11 protein-coding genes and 1 pseudogene are annotated in these 15,520 nt (G+C 59.2%); 9 read left to right on the top strand and 3 right to left on the bottom strand.

Features of this window, described 5'->3' with window-relative positions; all coding sequences use genetic code 11:
* Positions 1–76 precede the first annotated feature (76 nt).
* Both KVG95_RS27320 and KVG95_RS30250 read left to right on the top strand, forming a co-directional pair.
* Entirely contained in the window at positions 77–1,888 is a 1,812-nt protein-coding gene (locus tag KVG95_RS27320; RefSeq protein WP_217858622.1) for an ABC transporter ATP-binding protein, read from the top strand.
* Positions 1,889–1,902: 14 nt separating this feature from the next.
* Positions 1,903–1,992, top strand: a pseudogene (locus KVG95_RS30250) (metal ABC transporter ATP-binding protein); the annotation flags it as partial.
* A 10-nt stretch (positions 1,993–2,002) separates the two neighbouring features.
* Here KVG95_RS30250 and KVG95_RS27315 read toward each other — a convergent pair.
* Positions 2,003–2,725: a pirin family protein gene (locus tag KVG95_RS27315; protein WP_217858621.1), complete on the bottom strand. Its 723-nt coding sequence runs from the start codon at positions 2,723–2,725 to the stop codon at positions 2,003–2,005.
* 233 nt (positions 2,726–2,958) lie between these two features.
* Here KVG95_RS27315 and KVG95_RS27310 point away from each other — a divergent pair, with 233 nt between their 5' ends.
* Positions 2,959–3,909 carry a GlxA family transcriptional regulator gene (locus KVG95_RS27310; RefSeq protein ID WP_217858620.1) on the top strand — a complete coding sequence of 317 codons (951 nt, stop codon included), beginning with the start codon at positions 2,959–2,961 and terminating at the stop codon, positions 3,907–3,909.
* 185 nt (positions 3,910–4,094) lie between these two features.
* A complete protein-coding gene (locus KVG95_RS27305; protein ID WP_217858619.1) occupies positions 4,095–5,597 on the top strand; it encodes an ATP-binding protein in 1,503 nt (500 codons plus the stop codon).
* Here the strand turns inward: KVG95_RS27305 and KVG95_RS27300 are convergent.
* Positions 5,518–8,322 carry an ATP-binding protein gene (locus KVG95_RS27300; RefSeq protein WP_217858618.1) on the bottom strand — a complete coding sequence of 935 codons (2,805 nt, stop codon included), beginning with the start codon at positions 8,320–8,322 and terminating at the stop codon, positions 5,518–5,520. The two genes, KVG95_RS27305 and KVG95_RS27300, sit on opposite strands and share 80 nt — an antisense overlap.
* A 334-nt stretch (positions 8,323–8,656) precedes the next feature.
* On the opposite strand from KVG95_RS27300, the gene KVG95_RS27295 reads away from it, so the two are divergent.
* Entirely contained in the window at positions 8,657–9,232 is a 576-nt protein-coding gene (locus KVG95_RS27295) for a flavodoxin family protein (protein WP_217858617.1), read from the top strand.
* 34 nt (positions 9,233–9,266) lie between these two features.
* On the top strand, positions 9,267–10,091 hold the full coding sequence (locus tag KVG95_RS27290; protein WP_217858616.1) for an alpha/beta fold hydrolase: 825 nt from the start codon (positions 9,267–9,269) through the stop codon (positions 10,089–10,091).
* Between the two features lie 33 nt (positions 10,092–10,124).
* Here KVG95_RS27290 and KVG95_RS27285 read toward each other — a convergent pair whose 3' ends face one another.
* The gene (locus KVG95_RS27285; RefSeq protein ID WP_217858615.1) at positions 10,125–10,589 is read right to left on the bottom strand and encodes a helix-turn-helix domain-containing protein; all 465 of its coding nucleotides are present in this window, start codon (positions 10,587–10,589) and stop codon (positions 10,125–10,127) included.
* Positions 10,590–10,863: 274 nt separating this feature from the next.
* Here KVG95_RS27285 and KVG95_RS27280 point away from each other — a divergent pair, with 274 nt between their 5' ends.
* The 3 genes from KVG95_RS27280 to KVG95_RS27270 all read left to right on the top strand — a co-directional run bounded on the left by KVG95_RS27280 (position 10,864) and on the right by KVG95_RS27270 (position 15,459).
* On the top strand, positions 10,864–11,859 hold the full coding sequence (locus KVG95_RS27280) for an MBL fold metallo-hydrolase (RefSeq protein ID WP_217858614.1): 996 nt from the start codon (positions 10,864–10,866) through the stop codon (positions 11,857–11,859).
* Between the two features lie 46 nt (positions 11,860–11,905).
* The gene (locus KVG95_RS27275) at positions 11,906–12,823 is read left to right on the top strand and encodes a LysR family transcriptional regulator (protein ID WP_217858613.1); all 918 of its coding nucleotides are present in this window, start codon (positions 11,906–11,908) and stop codon (positions 12,821–12,823) included.
* Positions 12,824–13,002: 179 nt separating this feature from the next.
* Positions 13,003–15,459: an RCC1 domain-containing protein gene (locus KVG95_RS27270; RefSeq protein ID WP_217858612.1), complete on the top strand. Its 2,457-nt coding sequence runs from the start codon at positions 13,003–13,005 to the stop codon at positions 15,457–15,459.
* Positions 15,460–15,520 lie beyond the last annotated feature (61 nt).

The raw sequence follows: 15,520 nt of genomic DNA, 5'->3' as shown, positions 1-15,520 counted from the left end.
TAGAGCGGATGGCTCATTCCACGTACTGTAGAACCTGCCGCGCTCCTCCGACATCCGCCACCGAGTCCATCACCCTATGTCTGTCCTGACCCGTTTTGCCTCTTTGCTCGACCAGGCGAGACGTGCCTTGTTGCTGGTCTGGGGAACGTCCCGTGGGCTGTTTCTGGGGTTGGTAGTGGCGACCCTGATTGCCGGTGTATTGCCGGCGCTGGCGGCCTGGCTGGGGCAGCGAATTGTCGACGCCGTAGTCACCGCCATGCAGTTGCACACACAGCAAGGCAGTGCGCCGTTATGGCCGGTTGTGCGGTATGTGCTGTTTGAAGCGGGCGTGCTCGCGTTGCTGTCCGGGACACAGCGCGCACTGTCGGTTCAGCAATCGCTATTGCGGGTGCAGTTGGGGCAGAAGGTCAACACGATGATTCTGGAGAAGGCCCAGACGTTATCGTTGGTGCAGTTCGAGAATTCCGAGTTCTACGACAAGCTGGTACGGGTGCGGCGCGAGGCATCGACCCGGCCGCTGGCGCTGGTGATGAAGTCGCTGGGGCTGATCCAGAACCTGATCGTGTTGATCAGCTTCGGTGTCTTGCTGGTGCATTTTTCGCCGTGGGCGCTGGTGCTGCTGGTAGTTGGGGCGTTGCCGGTGTTCTTTGCCGAAGCGCATTTTTCCGGGGATGCCTTTCGCCTGTTCACGCGCCGGGCGCCGGAGAGTCGGCAGCAGAATTACATCGAAACGCTGCTCTCCCATGAGGGCTACATCAAAGAGGTGAAGCTGTTCGGCTTCGCGCCCCTGTTGTTGCAGCGTTATCGGGACACGTTTGCTCGTCTCTATGCCGAAGACCGGCGCCTGACATTGCGTCGCGATGGCTGGGGTTTTGTTCTGGGGCTGCTCGGCACCGCTGCGTTTTATCTGGCCTATGCCTGGGTCGTGGTCGATACCGTTCACGGCAATATCACCCTCGGGCAAATGACCATGTACCTGGTGCTGTTCAAGCAAGGTCAGGCCGCCGTGAGCAGCAGCTTGAGCGCGATCAGTGGTCTCTACGAGGATGGCCTTTACCTGTCGAGCCTCTACGAGTATTTGGCCGAACCGGTTATTGCCGATAGCGCAAGCCTTACCGTGGGCGCGGTGCCCGGCGATGGTTTGCGTTTCGAGAACATTGGTTTCCGTTATCCGGGGGCGAGCCACGCCGCTTTGCAGGGCATCGATCTGCACCTGCTGCCGGGCCGCAGTGTCGCCCTGGTAGGGGAAAACGGGTCAGGCAAAACCACGCTGATCAAGTTGCTGACTCGGCTTTATCGCCCCGATCAGGGCCGTATTTTGCTGGACGGCAGCGATTTGCAGTCTTGGGATGAAGAGGCGCTGAGACGACGCATCGGCGTGATCTTCCAGGACTACATTCGCTACCAGTTCTCCGTGGGCGAGAACATTGGCGTGGGCGATACGTTGGCGTTCAACGATGAAATGCGTTGGCAGCAAGCGGCCGCCGAGGGCATGGCCGCGCCCTTCATCGAGCGCCTGGATCGCGGTTACGCCACGCAATTAGGGCGGTGGTTTGCCGGTGGGCAGGAATTGTCCGGTGGGCAATGGCAAAAAATCGCCTTGTCTCGCGCTTACATGCGCCGTGACGCCGATATCCTGATCCTGGATGAGCCAACCTCGGCCCTGGATCCGGCGGCGGAAGCGGCGGTGTTCGAGCATTTCAGTCAACACACCGAAGGCCGCATGACGTTGCTGATTTCTCACCGCTTCTCCAGTGTGCGCAATGCCGACCACATCATCGTGCTGGATCAGGGTTCGATCCTTGAGCGAGGTGATCACGACAGCCTGGTCGCGGCGGGTGGGCGTTATGCGCAGTTGTTCAACGTGCAGGCTCGTGGCTATCGGTAACGCCTTAATCCCCTGTGGGAGCGGGCTTGCTCGCGAAGGCGTCGAGTCAGCCAACATTAATGTTGAATGACACACCGCTTTCGCGAGCAAGCCCGCTCCCACAGGATTTAGAGGTCATGGCATTTCCGGCAACTCTTGCGGCCGCAAATCGAACACCAGTACCTCGGCATCAACACCGTTGCTCAAGGTCAGCACTTGCTCCTCACGCACCCGCACCCCATCACCTTCCTGCAGTTGCACGCCGTTCAGCTCAACACTGCCGCGCGCCACATGGACATAGGCGTAACGATCGGCAGCCAGTTCCAGCGTGGCGCTTTCCTTGCCGTCGATCAGGCCGGCATACACCCGAGCGTCCTGCCGAAGTTTCAGCGAACCGTTCGCCCCATCAGGGGAAATGATCAGCTGCAAGCGTCCGCGTTTTTTCTGCGTGCTGAAGTGCTCTTGCTGGTAACGCGGTTTGGCGCCGCTGACCTCTGGCACGATCCAGATTTGCAGGAAGTGCACCGGTTTGTTCGCCGAGTGGTTGAACTCGCTGTGAGCCACGCCGCTGCCAGCACTCATCAATTGCACGTCACCGGGACGGATCACCGAACCGGTGCCCAAGGTGTCCTTGTGTTCCAAAGCACCTTCGAGCACATAGGAAAAAATCTCCATGTCGCGGTGAGGGTGCTGGCCAAACCCCTTGCCGGCCGCCACGCGGTCGTCGTTGATCACCAGCAGGTCGGAAAAACCCTGCTCCCGCGGGTTGCGGTAATTGGCGAAGGAAAAGGTATGGAATGACTTCAGCCAACCGTGATTGGCCGCGCCGCGATCCGAAGCTTTACGAAGGGTCAGCATGATGAAATCTCCTGTCAGGACGTGAATTCGTCCGAGTGAGGAGAAGGTTAATATTTACCGTTTGGTGCAATAAGTAGATTAAAATTGAAATACTGTCTCTTTTAAGTTGACAGTTATTTGCGCGGATTCACGTATCCTTGTTGTTACACTTGGCCATAATGCCGGGCGCTCCCACAGGGGTTTGTGTTCGGCGCAATGGTATTAAACAGTTCTCTTTTAGTGACCTTGAACCCATGAAAACCGTGGCAATGGTGCTGTTCCCCGACTTTCTTCTGCTCGACATGGCTGGTCCCATGGAAGTGTTTTCCATCGCCAATCGTTATCTGGCACCGGGCGATCGTTACGAACTGTCGACCATCGGCACCGAGTCGGGTGCGCTGCGAGCCTCAAACGGCGTCAACGTCCAGGCCGATTTGCACATCGATCAGGCGAACGAACGTTATGACTTGTTGCTGGTGCCAGGCGGGCCGGGAGCCTACAACGAAAAACATCCACCGCTGCTCGACTGGCTTCAGGGCGCCGTCAACCGCGCAAACTGTTATGGGTCGATCTGCACCGGCGCCTTCATCCTCGGGCATGCCGGGTTGCTGGATGGTTATCGCGTGACCACTCACTGGCATTACACCGAGCGTCTGATCAAAGGCTTCCCCAAGGCCACCGTCGAGACCGATCAGATTTACGTGCAGGATCGCAATCTCATCACCTCCGGCGGTGTCACCGCTGGCATCGACCTGGCGCTCGCGGTGGTTGCCCAAGACCATGGCAAGAAAGTCGCCCAGGATGTCGCTAAGGTGTTGCTGGTGGTGATGAAGCGCCAGGGCGGGCAGGCGCAGTTCAGTCCGTTGATGGCGGCGGTCGCGCCCCATGAAACGCCGATCACCCGGGTGCAGAACCATGTGCTCGAACACCTCGATGAAGCATTCAGCATCGAACGCATGGCCAGTCTGGTGAACATGAGTGCGCGGCACTTCGCCCGGGTTTTCGCCCGGGAAGTGAACATGACGCCGATGGAATTTCTGCAAAGCGCGCGCATCGACTGCGCCAGGAATCTGCTGGAAACCAGCGACCTGCCGCTCAAGACCGTGGCCTACAAAAGTGGCTTTGGCAGCGTGCGGCATATGCGTTTTCTGTTCAGTGAAAAGCTCGGCCTGACCCCCACTCAATACCGCGAACAATTCAGTTAGGGGGCGTTGTCCGTCACGCGCACCGTGATGGCCGTAACGCTCCTCCCGTGGTCGTTGTACCGACACCCATGCCTGCCAAGATACCCCTGAACTCTTTGCCATGGAGGTGCGGGAACCTGGATGGATGGGCGCGATGGATTTTGCGGTACCTTGAGCCGGGCCAGGTTTTCAGCGCATGAACGTGCATGAATAGCCTCAGAAATATAAATAGCGATGCGGTGCTGCGGTTCGGGCCCTACGCGTTTCACCTGCGTCAGCGATTGATCCTGGAGGTTGATCGCCCGCTGCGCATGGGCGGACGAGCCCTGGATATTTTGCAGGTTTTGGTCGAACGCGCCGGCTCAGTGGTGAGCAAGGATGCCCTGATTGCCCTCGTCTGGCCGACCTCGGTGGTCGAGGAAATCAACCTGCGCGTGCACATCGCCGCCCTGCGCCGGGCACTTGGCGATGGCCAGAACGGGCAGCGTTACATCGTCAATATTCCCCAGCGCGGCTACAGCTTCATCGCTCCGGTGCAACGCGACGGGACAGGCACGCCGGTGCCGGTCGAGACTGTGCATAAGCCTCAGCACAATCTGCCTGCGCGGCTCACTTCGTTGACCGGTCGCGACTCGATCGTCAGCAGTGTGGTCCGGCAGTTGCCGTTTCGACGTCTCATGACCCTGGTGGGTCCCGCCGGTATCGGTAAATCCACTGTGGCGTTACGCGCAGCCGAGTTGCTGTTGCGGCACTATCGGGACGGTGTCTGGATGGTTGATTTGGCGGCCATCGATGACCCGGCGCAACTCGTCGAGCATCTGTCGCGCATTCTGGAACTGGACGTCGGCGAGGCGGCGCCGCTGCAACGACATGCCTTGCTGGTACTCGACAATTGCGAACACCTGCTCGAATGCTGTCGGGCAGTGGTGGACAATCTGCTGGCCTCGGCGCCACGGCTGTCGATTCTCGCCACCAGTCGCGAACCCCTGCAAGCGGCGGGGGAAACGCTGCTGCCTATACCGGCCCTCGCGATACCGCCGGCCTCAGCGATATACAGCGTGGCCGAGGCCATGGGCTATTCGGCGGTGCAGCTGTTGGTCAGCCGCGCCCGAGCCCGTCAGCTAGGGTTTACCCTGCGCCAACAGGACCTCAAGGCGGTGCGCGAAATCTGTCGGCGGCTTGATGGACTGCCCTTGGCCATTGAACTGGCGGCGGCGCAGATCGATGCGCTGGCGCTGGTGGGGTTGCAAGCGCAACTCGGCACGTGTTTACAGCTGTTGACCCAAGGCCGGCGCACTGCCGTGCCACGGCATCAGAGTTTGAAAGCTGCATTGGACTGGAGCTATGAACAGCTGAACCCGTTAGAGCAAACCGTGTTGCAGCGGCTGGCGGTGTTCAAAATGGCGTTCACGCTGGACGCGGCGATTGGCGTGATCAGTTGCGCGGTGCTGCGGCCCACTTGCCTGGTCGAAATCGTAGAGCGGCTGGTGAGCAAATCACTGCTGTCGGTGGAGCAGGGCCACGGAGTGATCCGTTACCGTCTCCTCAACACCACCCGCATCTACGCCTTGGAGAAACTCGAACACAGCGGTCATTTGCATGCCTTTGAACTGCGTTATACCCGCTATATCAGCCGGGCAGGTGTCGCTGCAACTCGTCGAGTAGCCGACGGACTTTCGTCAGGTCCGGCGTGGCAAAGCCTTCGGTGAAACGCTGGTAAATCGGTGCGAGCAACTCATGGGCCTGTCGGAAGCGGCCCTGACGCTGCCACAGCTGGGCCAATGAGGTGGCACTACGCAGTTCCCAGGCCAGCGCTCCCTGGGTCTTTGCCACGGCTAAAGCTTTGAGCAGCACCGTCTCAGCCTCACTGACCCCGGTCGGGGAATCCTCGGTCAGCAACGTGTCGGCCCGGGCTCGCAGAATTTCCGCGGTGCTCCAGCCCGCCGTGCCGTTTTCGACCCGTTCCAGCAACGCGTGATTGATGAAACGGTTGTCCAGCGTGACCATGATTTCCTTGATCAATCCGGTGTTTGGTAGCGGGGGCAAGGGCCCATCGACAGCGTTAATTACCTGCGCGTAATGTTTGGCCCAAGTGTAGAACAGCAGCACTGAGTGTTTCTGTGCCTGCTCAAGCAGCAGGCCCACGAGTTCGCGAGCGACCGAGTTGTCGCCGTTGTAGTGGGCAATCAGGCAACCGGACAGTGCCAGGGTGTAGCAGATGGACGTGCCGTGATCGATCTGGATCGCAATATCGAGCGCCTGCCGCGCGGTTCGCCAGGCTTTTTCCGGGTGCCCTTGCAGCCAGAGGATACGCGCCAGAATCGTCAGGGCCGCAACGCTCTGGTCGTACTGCACGCCAAAGCCGTGGGTAAAGCGGTTGAGGTGACCGCTCTGGGCCAGGCGCTGAATGACCTGCTCGGCATTCTCCCGCGCCAGTGCCTGATCCCCGGCAAAGTGCTGAGCCAGGACCCGCAAGCGGTGAGTACTGAGGGACAATACCGCATCGCCGTGCAGGCCCAGTCGATCGAATTGTCGGCTTTGTTCCAGGGCCATTTGATAGTTGCCGCAACTGAGGTTGACCGCCATGTGTCCCGAGACAGCTCTGAGCTGACCCACCGCATCGTTGCACTGTTCGGCCAGATGTTTGGCGCTGACGAACGCTTCGATAGTCTCAGCAGTGCCGCCCTGAGTGTGGTAGCAAGAGCTGCCGAGGGCGAGTTTCAAGGTCATTTGCAAGCGCGGGCAGGGCTGATGCGTCGCTTCAAGCAATGCCAACGCTTTGCGCACATACACGCCGTGCTCCTTGAGCAGCGACAGTTCCTGCCAGAGCGGTGTCGAGGTCGCGGCGAGACGGATCGCCAACGCCTGCGGCCCTTGAGTATTCAACCCCCAATCGAGCGCAGCACGAATGTCTTCCAGGCTGCGAGCGTAACGCTCAGTCCAGCGATCGCTTGAGATCTGCTCCCAGTCGTTCTGGGCTTGCTGCATCAACGCGAGGCAGCGCTCGGCGTGGCGCTCGCGGGTGTCCGGCAGCTCTTGGGCCTGGGCGAGTTTTTCCAGTGCATAGCCGCGCGTGGTGTCGAGCAAACGGTAGAACGCCTCTTCATCGCCGACTTCGACATTCAATAACGACTTGGCGACCAACTGGGTGATCGAGGCGAACACCATGCAGGGCTCGATGTGTTCACCGACGATCACGGCGGCCGCCGACTCCAGGGTGAAGCCGCCCCGGAACATAGCCAGTCGACGCAGGCAGGTTTGCTCGCAGGCGTTGAGCAGCTCGAAGCTCCAGTCCAGCGTCGCGCGCAGGGTCTGATGGCGGCCCAAAGTTGTCTGGCAGCCTTGGGTGAGCAGGCGAAAACTTCCTTGCAGTTGTGACAGCAACCCACTCAAACCCAGGCTGCCCACTTGCGCTGCCGCCAGTTCAATAGCCAACGGTATACCGTCCAGACGCCGACAGATTTCAATTGCCAGCGGCAGTTCGACTTCGCTCAGTTCGAAGTTGTCGTGGCTGGCCATCGCCCGCTCGACAAACAACTGCAGTGCCGAAAACGTCAGGGCCTGAGCGCGGTCAAGCACGGCGATGGGCGGCGGGCAGTCCAGCGATTCCAGGCGCTGCACGAACTCGCCTTCGGCCCGCAGGCTCTCGCGGCTGGTGGCCAGAATGTGCACGTGGGGCGCCGCGCGCAGGATGCTTTCGCTGAGTAACGCAATGGCGTCGATCAGGTGTTCGCAATTGTCGATGACCAGCAGCATTTGCCGTTCGCGCAGGAACGTGGCGAGACCACTCATGGGTTCGGCGTCGTGCAAGGACAAATCCAGCAGCGTTGCCAAGTGCGTGGTGATCATCAAAGGGTCGTTGATCGGTGCCAGGTCCAGCAGGCGAATGCCGTCTCGGTAGCGGTCGATCAATTGTTCGGCAACGCGCAGTGCCACCGTGGTCTTGCCGATTCCTCCGGGGCCCACGAGAGTGATGAAACGCTGCCGCGCCAGTTGTGTCACCAGGCTGTCGACCAGAGCCTGACGACCGATCATGCGGGTCCGACGGACTGGCAGGTTATGCCGGCTCGGTTCGTTCCCGTCGTTTTTCGGGCTTTGCTCGACTTGCTCCACAGAGAACGGCGCGACAAAACTGTACCCGCGTTGGGCGACGGTGATGATGTAGCGCTGGCCGGCCTGACCGTCGCCGAGGGCTTTGCGCAGCGCCGCCATGTGCACTCGCAGGTTGATGTCTTCCACCACGCTTTTGGGCCAGACCCGAGCGATCAGCTGCTGTTTGCTCACCACATGCCCGGCGTGTTCCAGCAGGATCAACAGAATGTCCATGGCGCGCCGACTCAGGCGCACGGGCTGATCGGCCTCCATTACCAGGCGTTGTCCGGGGTAGATCCGGTAAGGGCCGAAATGGATGGCCTGTTCGGGAGAAAGGGTCAACGGGTCACTCCTGCTTGCATCCGTCTATCACGCGGTATCCGGGCATATTCCTCAGGTTTTTTCGGCAGCGCAACGCAGCGTCGAGCACCTGGTGGCAGTGCGTATCGGTCACTGTGTTCAAGTCAGCCCTGGTCGGTCCCGTATTTATTGGGCGCGATGCCGCTAAAGGCGCCGCGGGGTCCATTGGCGCACCATTAAAAATTAACAACGTTTAACTCGTCGTGTGTCCGGTCTACGCTCAAAAATCCATCCCTTCAAGTTCAACCGAAAGCACCGACCTTCTTGCAACAAAAAGCGTGCCGAAAAAAGGATGAACACTTCTGGAGGAGCCGGAATGAGCAACGTGGTGGTGGTCTATCACAGTGGCTACGGGCATACCCGGGTCATGGCCGAAGCCGTGGGCCAGGGTGTGGAACGGCACTTGGGCAGCACCTGTCGGCTGATTCAGGTCGAGGAAGTGGATGAGCACTGGGAACGTTTGCACCGTGCTGATGCAATCATCTTTGGCGCCCCGACTTACATGGGCAGTGCCTCGGCGGCCTTCAAGGGTTTCATGGAAGCCACCGCATCGTTCTACCTGGCCCAGCCCTGGCGCGACAAACTCGCTGCCGGGTTTACCAATTCCGGCTGCCTGTGCGGCGACAAGCTCAACACCTTGCTGCAGATGACAGTGTTCGCCGCCCAGCACTCGATGATCTGGGTCGGCCTCGACCTGCTGCCGGCGCGCAGCAGCATCGGCCTGTTCGATGGGCAGTTGAATCGGCTCGGCAGTTCGCTGGGGGCCATGGCGCAGTCGAACGTTGAACAATCCCCCGACCTTGCCCCACCGCCCGAAGACCGCCGCACCGCCGCGCATTTGGGCGAGCGGGTGGCACGCCTGGCCGAACGAATGGCCCGCCCCCCTTATTAACCGCCGCAAAATCCATGCATGAGGAGACATCACCATGAGTACCTTTACCACCCGAGACGGCACCGAGATTTACTACAAGGACTGGGGCACCGGTCAGCCGATCGTCTTCAGCCACGGTTGGCCATTGAACGCCGACAGCTGGGAGTCGCAGATGATGTTTCTGGCTTCCAAAGGCTACCGGGTCATTGCCCATGACCGCCGTGGTCACGGTCGTTCGAGCCAGCCATGGTTCGGCAATGAAATGGACACTTACGCCGATGACCTGGCGCAGCTGATCGAGCATCTTGATCTGCAGGACGCCGTGCTGTTCGGTTTCTCCACCGGCGGTGGCGAAGTGGCACGTTACATCGGTCGTCACGGCACCGGTCGCGTGGCCAAGGCCGGGCTGATTTCCTCGGTGCCGCCGCAGATGCTCAAGACCGAAGCCAACCCCGGCGGCCTGCCGATGGACGTGTTCGACGGTATTCGTCAGGCGTCCCTGGTCGATCGTTCGCAGCTGTACAAGGATCTGGCCAGTGGTCCGTTCTTTGGTTTCAATCGCCCGGGTGCCAAGCCGTCCCAAGGCATGATCGACTGGTTCTGGCTGCAGGGCATGATGTCCGGCCACAAGAACGCGTATGACTGCATCAAGGCGTTCTCCGAAACCGACTTCACCGAAGACCTGAAGAAGTTCGACGTGCCGACCCTGGTGGTGCATGGCGACGACGACCAGGTCGTGCCGATTGAGGCCGCCGGCATCGCGGCGGCGAAACTGGTCAAGGGCTCCACATTGAAAGTCTACCCGGGAGCACCCCACGGCCTGACCGACACCCACAAGGATCAACTCAACGAAGATCTGCTGGCGTTCATCAAGGGCTGATCAAGATCAAAAGATCGCCGGCTGCGCCAGCGCCTACACGGTTAAGTGAACCCCTGTAGGACCTGGCGAAGGCTGCGATCTTTTGCTGTTGAGGGAGGGAAGAGAACTCACAGTTCGACACCGCCAGGCAAACGGTGACACGCCTTCGCTACGGGTGAAGATATGGGAAAAATGCGCCTGATCGCAGAAGCCGCATTCCAGGCTGATTTGCGTCAGGGTCAGGTCGGTGTTCTGGATCAACTGCTTGGCCCGGGCGATGCGTTGCCGGCGAATCCAGTCTTGCGGCGAGAGGCCGGTGCTGCACTTGAACGCACGGGAAAAATGACTGCGTGACAAGGCGCACGCCCGTGCCAGTTCGGTCACTTCCAGGGTTTCACCGAGGTGATCGAGGATCAACTGCTTGGCCAGATTTTCACGCCAGGGACTGAGCCCGCCCGTGGGTTTTTTTCGCGTTTCAGTGGAGGACGCGCTGATCGCGTTTTGCTGAAAGTGAGCCATGGCCAATGTCCGTGTCGGAGGGCGCGCGCGGGTGCGCTGCACGGTAAGTCAGCACGTTCCCTCTGAAAAAAGGTCTGCGCAGAGGGCTTCATTCTTGGTCGCGGGAGCTTTGGCTTGCGAGTTAAACGTTGTTAATTCCGCGGGTCAGGCCAAGCGTGAAAAAGCCTCAACTGAGCACATCGCTGCAATCGCGCCAACGCAGGGCCGTGCAAGATTGACAATGTGTAGCGGCCTGGACAGGGCCGCATTTTCTGGCTCGATCAAGGGTGATCTCATGAAGCTTTCCCACGTTTGCAGGCTTGGCGGACTTGGCCTGTCATTGGCGCTGATGTCCGGCACCAGCCTGGCCCAGGCACCGGCTCAGGTGAACACTCAAGTGCCCGGTTATTACCGACTCGCGGTGGGCGACTACGAGGTGACGGCGTTGTTTGATGGCTACAACGACCTGTCGCCCAAACTGCTCGACGGTCTGACCCAAAACCAGATTCGCGCGTTGCTGGCTCGTCGTTCGATTGAAACACCGGGGGTGCAAACCGCGTTCAACGCGTTTCTGGTGAACACCGGTAAACAATTGATCCTGGTGGATACCGGGGCGGGGCAGTGCATCGGTGCCACGGCGGGTCAGCTGTCGGCGAACATGAAAGCCGCCGGTTATCAGCCAGAACAGGTCGATACCATCCTGCTCACGCACTTGCATCTGGATCATGTGTGCGGGTTGGTGGACGGGCAGCACAAGCCAGTGTTCGCCAATGCAACGGTCTACGCGGCCAAGGCCGAAGCCGATTACTGGCTTGACCCTCAGGCCATGGCCAAGGCACCGGCCGGTGCCAAGGAATTTTTCAAGATCGCTCAGGACTCCACCGCGCCGTACATCGCGGCCGGCCGTTTCAAGACCTTCGCTGCCGGGCAGTCGCCAGTGCCGGGCGTTGTCGATGCCGAACTGGAGGCCGGGCACACACCGGGCAGTACCACGTACCGGCTCAACTCCCAAGGCCAGAGTATTTTGTTCATGGGCGATCTGGTGCATAACCTGGCGGTGCAGTTCGAGCATCCCGAGGTATCGATTCGTTTCGACGTTGACAATCAGCAGGCGATCAAGAGCCGCGCCAAGGTGTTCAGCGATGCGGCAGCCAGCAAGATCTGGGTCACGGCGGCGCATTTGCCGTTTCCGGGTGTCGGCCATATCAGCGCAGTGGACAAGCATTTCCAGTGGGTGCCCATCGAGTACGGGCCTTACAAACGAGCGGCGAAAGTGCCGATGATCGAGTAAAGTTCGACAGACTCGCGCCTGGCTGAACACCAAAGGAACCCCGCCCATGAACCGTAACGATCTGCGCCGCGTCGACATGAACCTGCTGGTGATTTTCGAAGCCCTGATGTTCGAAAAAAACCTGACCCGCGTCGCCGAAAAACTCTTCATGGGCCAACCGGCAGTGAGCGCTGCGCTGGGGCGGTTGCGTGATTTGTTCGATGATCCGTTGTTGCTGCGCCATGGTCGCGGCATGGAGCCGACGGCGCGGGCGCTGGCGATTCTCAAGGAGCTGCAACCGGCGATGGACACCATCTCGGGGGCGGTCAGCCGCGCCAAGGAGTTTGACCCGGCCACCAGCTGCGATGTGTTCCGCATCGGCCTGTCGGATGACGCCGAGTTCGGTCTCTTTCCTCCGTTGCTGCGGCAATTGCAGGAAGAAGCACCGGGAATCGTGGTGGTCGTGCGCCGCGCCAATTACCTGCTGATGCCGGCGTTACTGGCCTCCGGCGAAATCTCGGTCGGCGTCAGCTACACCACTGATCTGCCGGCCAACGCCAAACGCAAGAAGTTGCGCGACATCCCCTGCAAAGTACTGCGCGGTGACAACCGACCTGAACCGCTGACCCTGGACGATTACTGTGCGCGGCCCCATGCGATGGTGTCGTTTTCCGGCGACCTGAGCGGCAACATTGATCTGGACTTGGCCAAAGTCGGGCGCACCCGACGCGTTGTGCTGGGGGTGCCGCAATTCAGTGGGTTACGCGCGTTGCTCGCCGGCACAGAGATGATCGCCACTGTCCCCGATTACGCAGCCTGCGCGTTGGTTGAGGGATGTGCCTTGCGCGCCGAAGATCCACCGTTTCCCATCGATGCGGCGCAGTTGTCGATGGCGTGGAGCGGGGTGCATGACAACGATCCGGCGGAGCGCTGGTTGCGCTCGCGGATCAGTCAGTTCATGTCAGTGTCGCTGGAAACTCTGTGAAAATTCTGTGCCATCTCAGATGGCAACGTTCAACGCGTAAACCGATCAGTCAATTGAACGGCCTGCTTTAGTCGTTTTCATTTCACCGTTCGTCGCTACTAGCAGATATGACAGTAGCTAGAGATTCTGTTGCCGTTATCTCATGACGCCTGCATCAACATCTTGGCAGGGCAATTGTGATGGCTACATCTGGATCTTCCGAAAACGTCGTGTTGGCGCTCGATCTGCCTGAGGTGCTGAATTCCACCCGGCAAGTTGTGGGCGCAGATAGAGGGGTCCCTCTTTCTATCTACGATCTGGTCGAGGATGGCAAGGGTGCAACGGTCAGGGTCTCTCCACCATTGTCGGGAACGATGGACCCTGGGGATGTTATTAATCTGTGGCTAGTTGGGGACGGTGCGTTCCTGGACTACAAGATCGTCGAAGATCCGAACGCCATTACGTTCCTACGTATCCCATTGGGCCGGCTGCATCCGGATAGGGTCAATGAGCTGTACTACACCATCACCCGCAACAGCGGGAACATTGGCACTTCGACACCGCCACTAACCTTGCTCTACAACAAAGTCCGCCCGGGATTGGAAGACGCCAGCCCTGGCGATGGCAAGCATTCCAGGCTGGAGTTGCTGTTGCCCGATGCGATTAAGTATGGCGTCGGCCCGGAGTTTGTCAGTGCGCAGGTGTGCGTGAGATATCCGTATTGTCGGGCCTACGACACGATTACATTGAAGTGCAATAGCCAGCTCATGACTTACGAAGTCAGAAATGACCAGGCGCCACAGCCACCGGATCCGGGTTCCGCGATCCCAACATCAGTGTGTTTCACCGTCACCCGCCCGTTTTTAGATAGTGCCCAGCGACCGAGTAATGAACTGGAGTTTTCATATACTGTTACCGATCAGCTCCGCAATACACCGGACACTGTTGCAATCTGGTCGGCGTCATACGCCGTGGATGAGGACCTGGAAGGTACCCGCCTGCCAGGGCCGATACTGCGGGAAAAGGAGAACGATCCTACGGATGAACCCGGCATTATTGATCTGGAAAAACTCGGTATTAACCCGCTGCTACTCATTGTGCCGACGGCTGATCCACGTATCCACGCAGGGGACAAGATCCAGGCCCTCTACACCGCGAAAGTGGGCGATCAGCCGGATGTGGAGGTACCGGCGACGGGAATCGTTGATACGGACGAGTTTGGACAGAAACGAACGTGCGTATTGAAAGTCGCCAATGACAAGGTGTTTGTCCATAGCACTGTTACGGCGTCTTTTCAGGTGCTGCGCGGCGAAGAGGTCGTTGCCGCTTCCAGAACGGCTGCGGGGAGGGTGATCGGCGAAATCGTAATTCGGCTCGACATCGTCGGCCACAGGTCTCAGACGGGGCCTCACTATCATTCGAACCGAAGCCGATTGGTTGCATCCGCCTCGGCTGCAGATGAAATCATTTGGACTTATGCGGATGAGGCACAAGGGGTCTCAGGTCTGTCTTTCATTGACGACAATCCGGAAAAAACTTTGATCGTTACTGTGCGAAAGGATGGGGAAACGGTAGCACAGCGAGTGTTGCGTCCGTGCAACATCACTGGTGTTTTCAATCTGAGCGGCCGTCATAGTGGTTGTATCACCAAAGACGATGGAAGTGTTTTTGGGTGGAGCGACAGCAGTGAGATGTTGCCTCCCCCAGGATTGACGGATGTGCGTTGTGTGACGGCTGGCGGGCAAGCTTTTGCCGCATTGAAAAAAAACGCCACTGTCTTTGCATGGGGAGTTCCCTCCCATGGCGGAGCAATCGAGCTCAATATCGAGAAGGAACTTATTAACGTAAAGGAATTGGCAGCCACTGCCGGGGCTTTTGTCGCACTGCTCGGTGATGGAAGATTGGTGGCTTGGGGCCACAGGGACTTCGGTGGAGAAATCCCTGTATCTCTGATCTCTCAGCTCACCCCCGCAGCAAAAATTATTGGCAACACTGCAGATTTCACCGTTTTGCTGCGCGATGGCAGGGTGTTTAGTTGGGGAGATACCTGGCCCAACGGCCAATTAGTAGCAAGTGCCGGCGGTGCCACACAGATTTGCGCCAGTGACCGTGCATTTTGTGCACTCAAGACCAATGGCAGTATCTTCGCATGGGGGGCACCAACCCACGGTGGAACCCTTCCTGACAACGCACCAGCAGAGGTTAGGTTTCTCGCCTCTACCAGTGCTGCTTTTGGCGCCTTGAAAGTGGACGGCTCAGTCACCGCCTGGGGCAACCAACGGTTTGGTGGTGAGGGTCCCAGTGATTTGCAAGCGGTGACGCATCTGACGGGCTCGACCACGGCTTTTTGTGCATTGAAAGAAGACGGATCATTGGTCGCCTGGGGAGAGCCAGGCGAAGGTGGGAGAGTGCCATCGGGATTAGGCCCCGCTCTTTCAATATCCGCTTCATATGGTTCTTTCGCTGCAGTGCTGAACAATCGCCTCGCGGTTTCCTGGGGCGTCAATACTTCATCCCCCAGCCTCACACCGGTTGCCTGTGCATACGCTGCAGGTGCCCATGTGGTGCTTCTGAGCGCCGACAGTAACTTGCAGTCTGTGGGACCCAACGCACCTGATCTGGGCGCATTGACCGGATTGGTTTCGTATACCGAGTGAGCATGCCATTGCTCGACTGAGCCGTTCCCTGCGCGCAGGGAAATTCTTGTGAGGAGTTATC

Origin of the sequence: Pseudomonas farris (genome assembly GCF_019145235.1) — a bacterium.
Taxonomy (GTDB): Bacteria; Pseudomonadota; Gammaproteobacteria; order Pseudomonadales; family Pseudomonadaceae; genus Aquipseudomonas; species Aquipseudomonas farris.
This window is presented reverse-complemented; position numbering and strand designations above follow the sequence as displayed.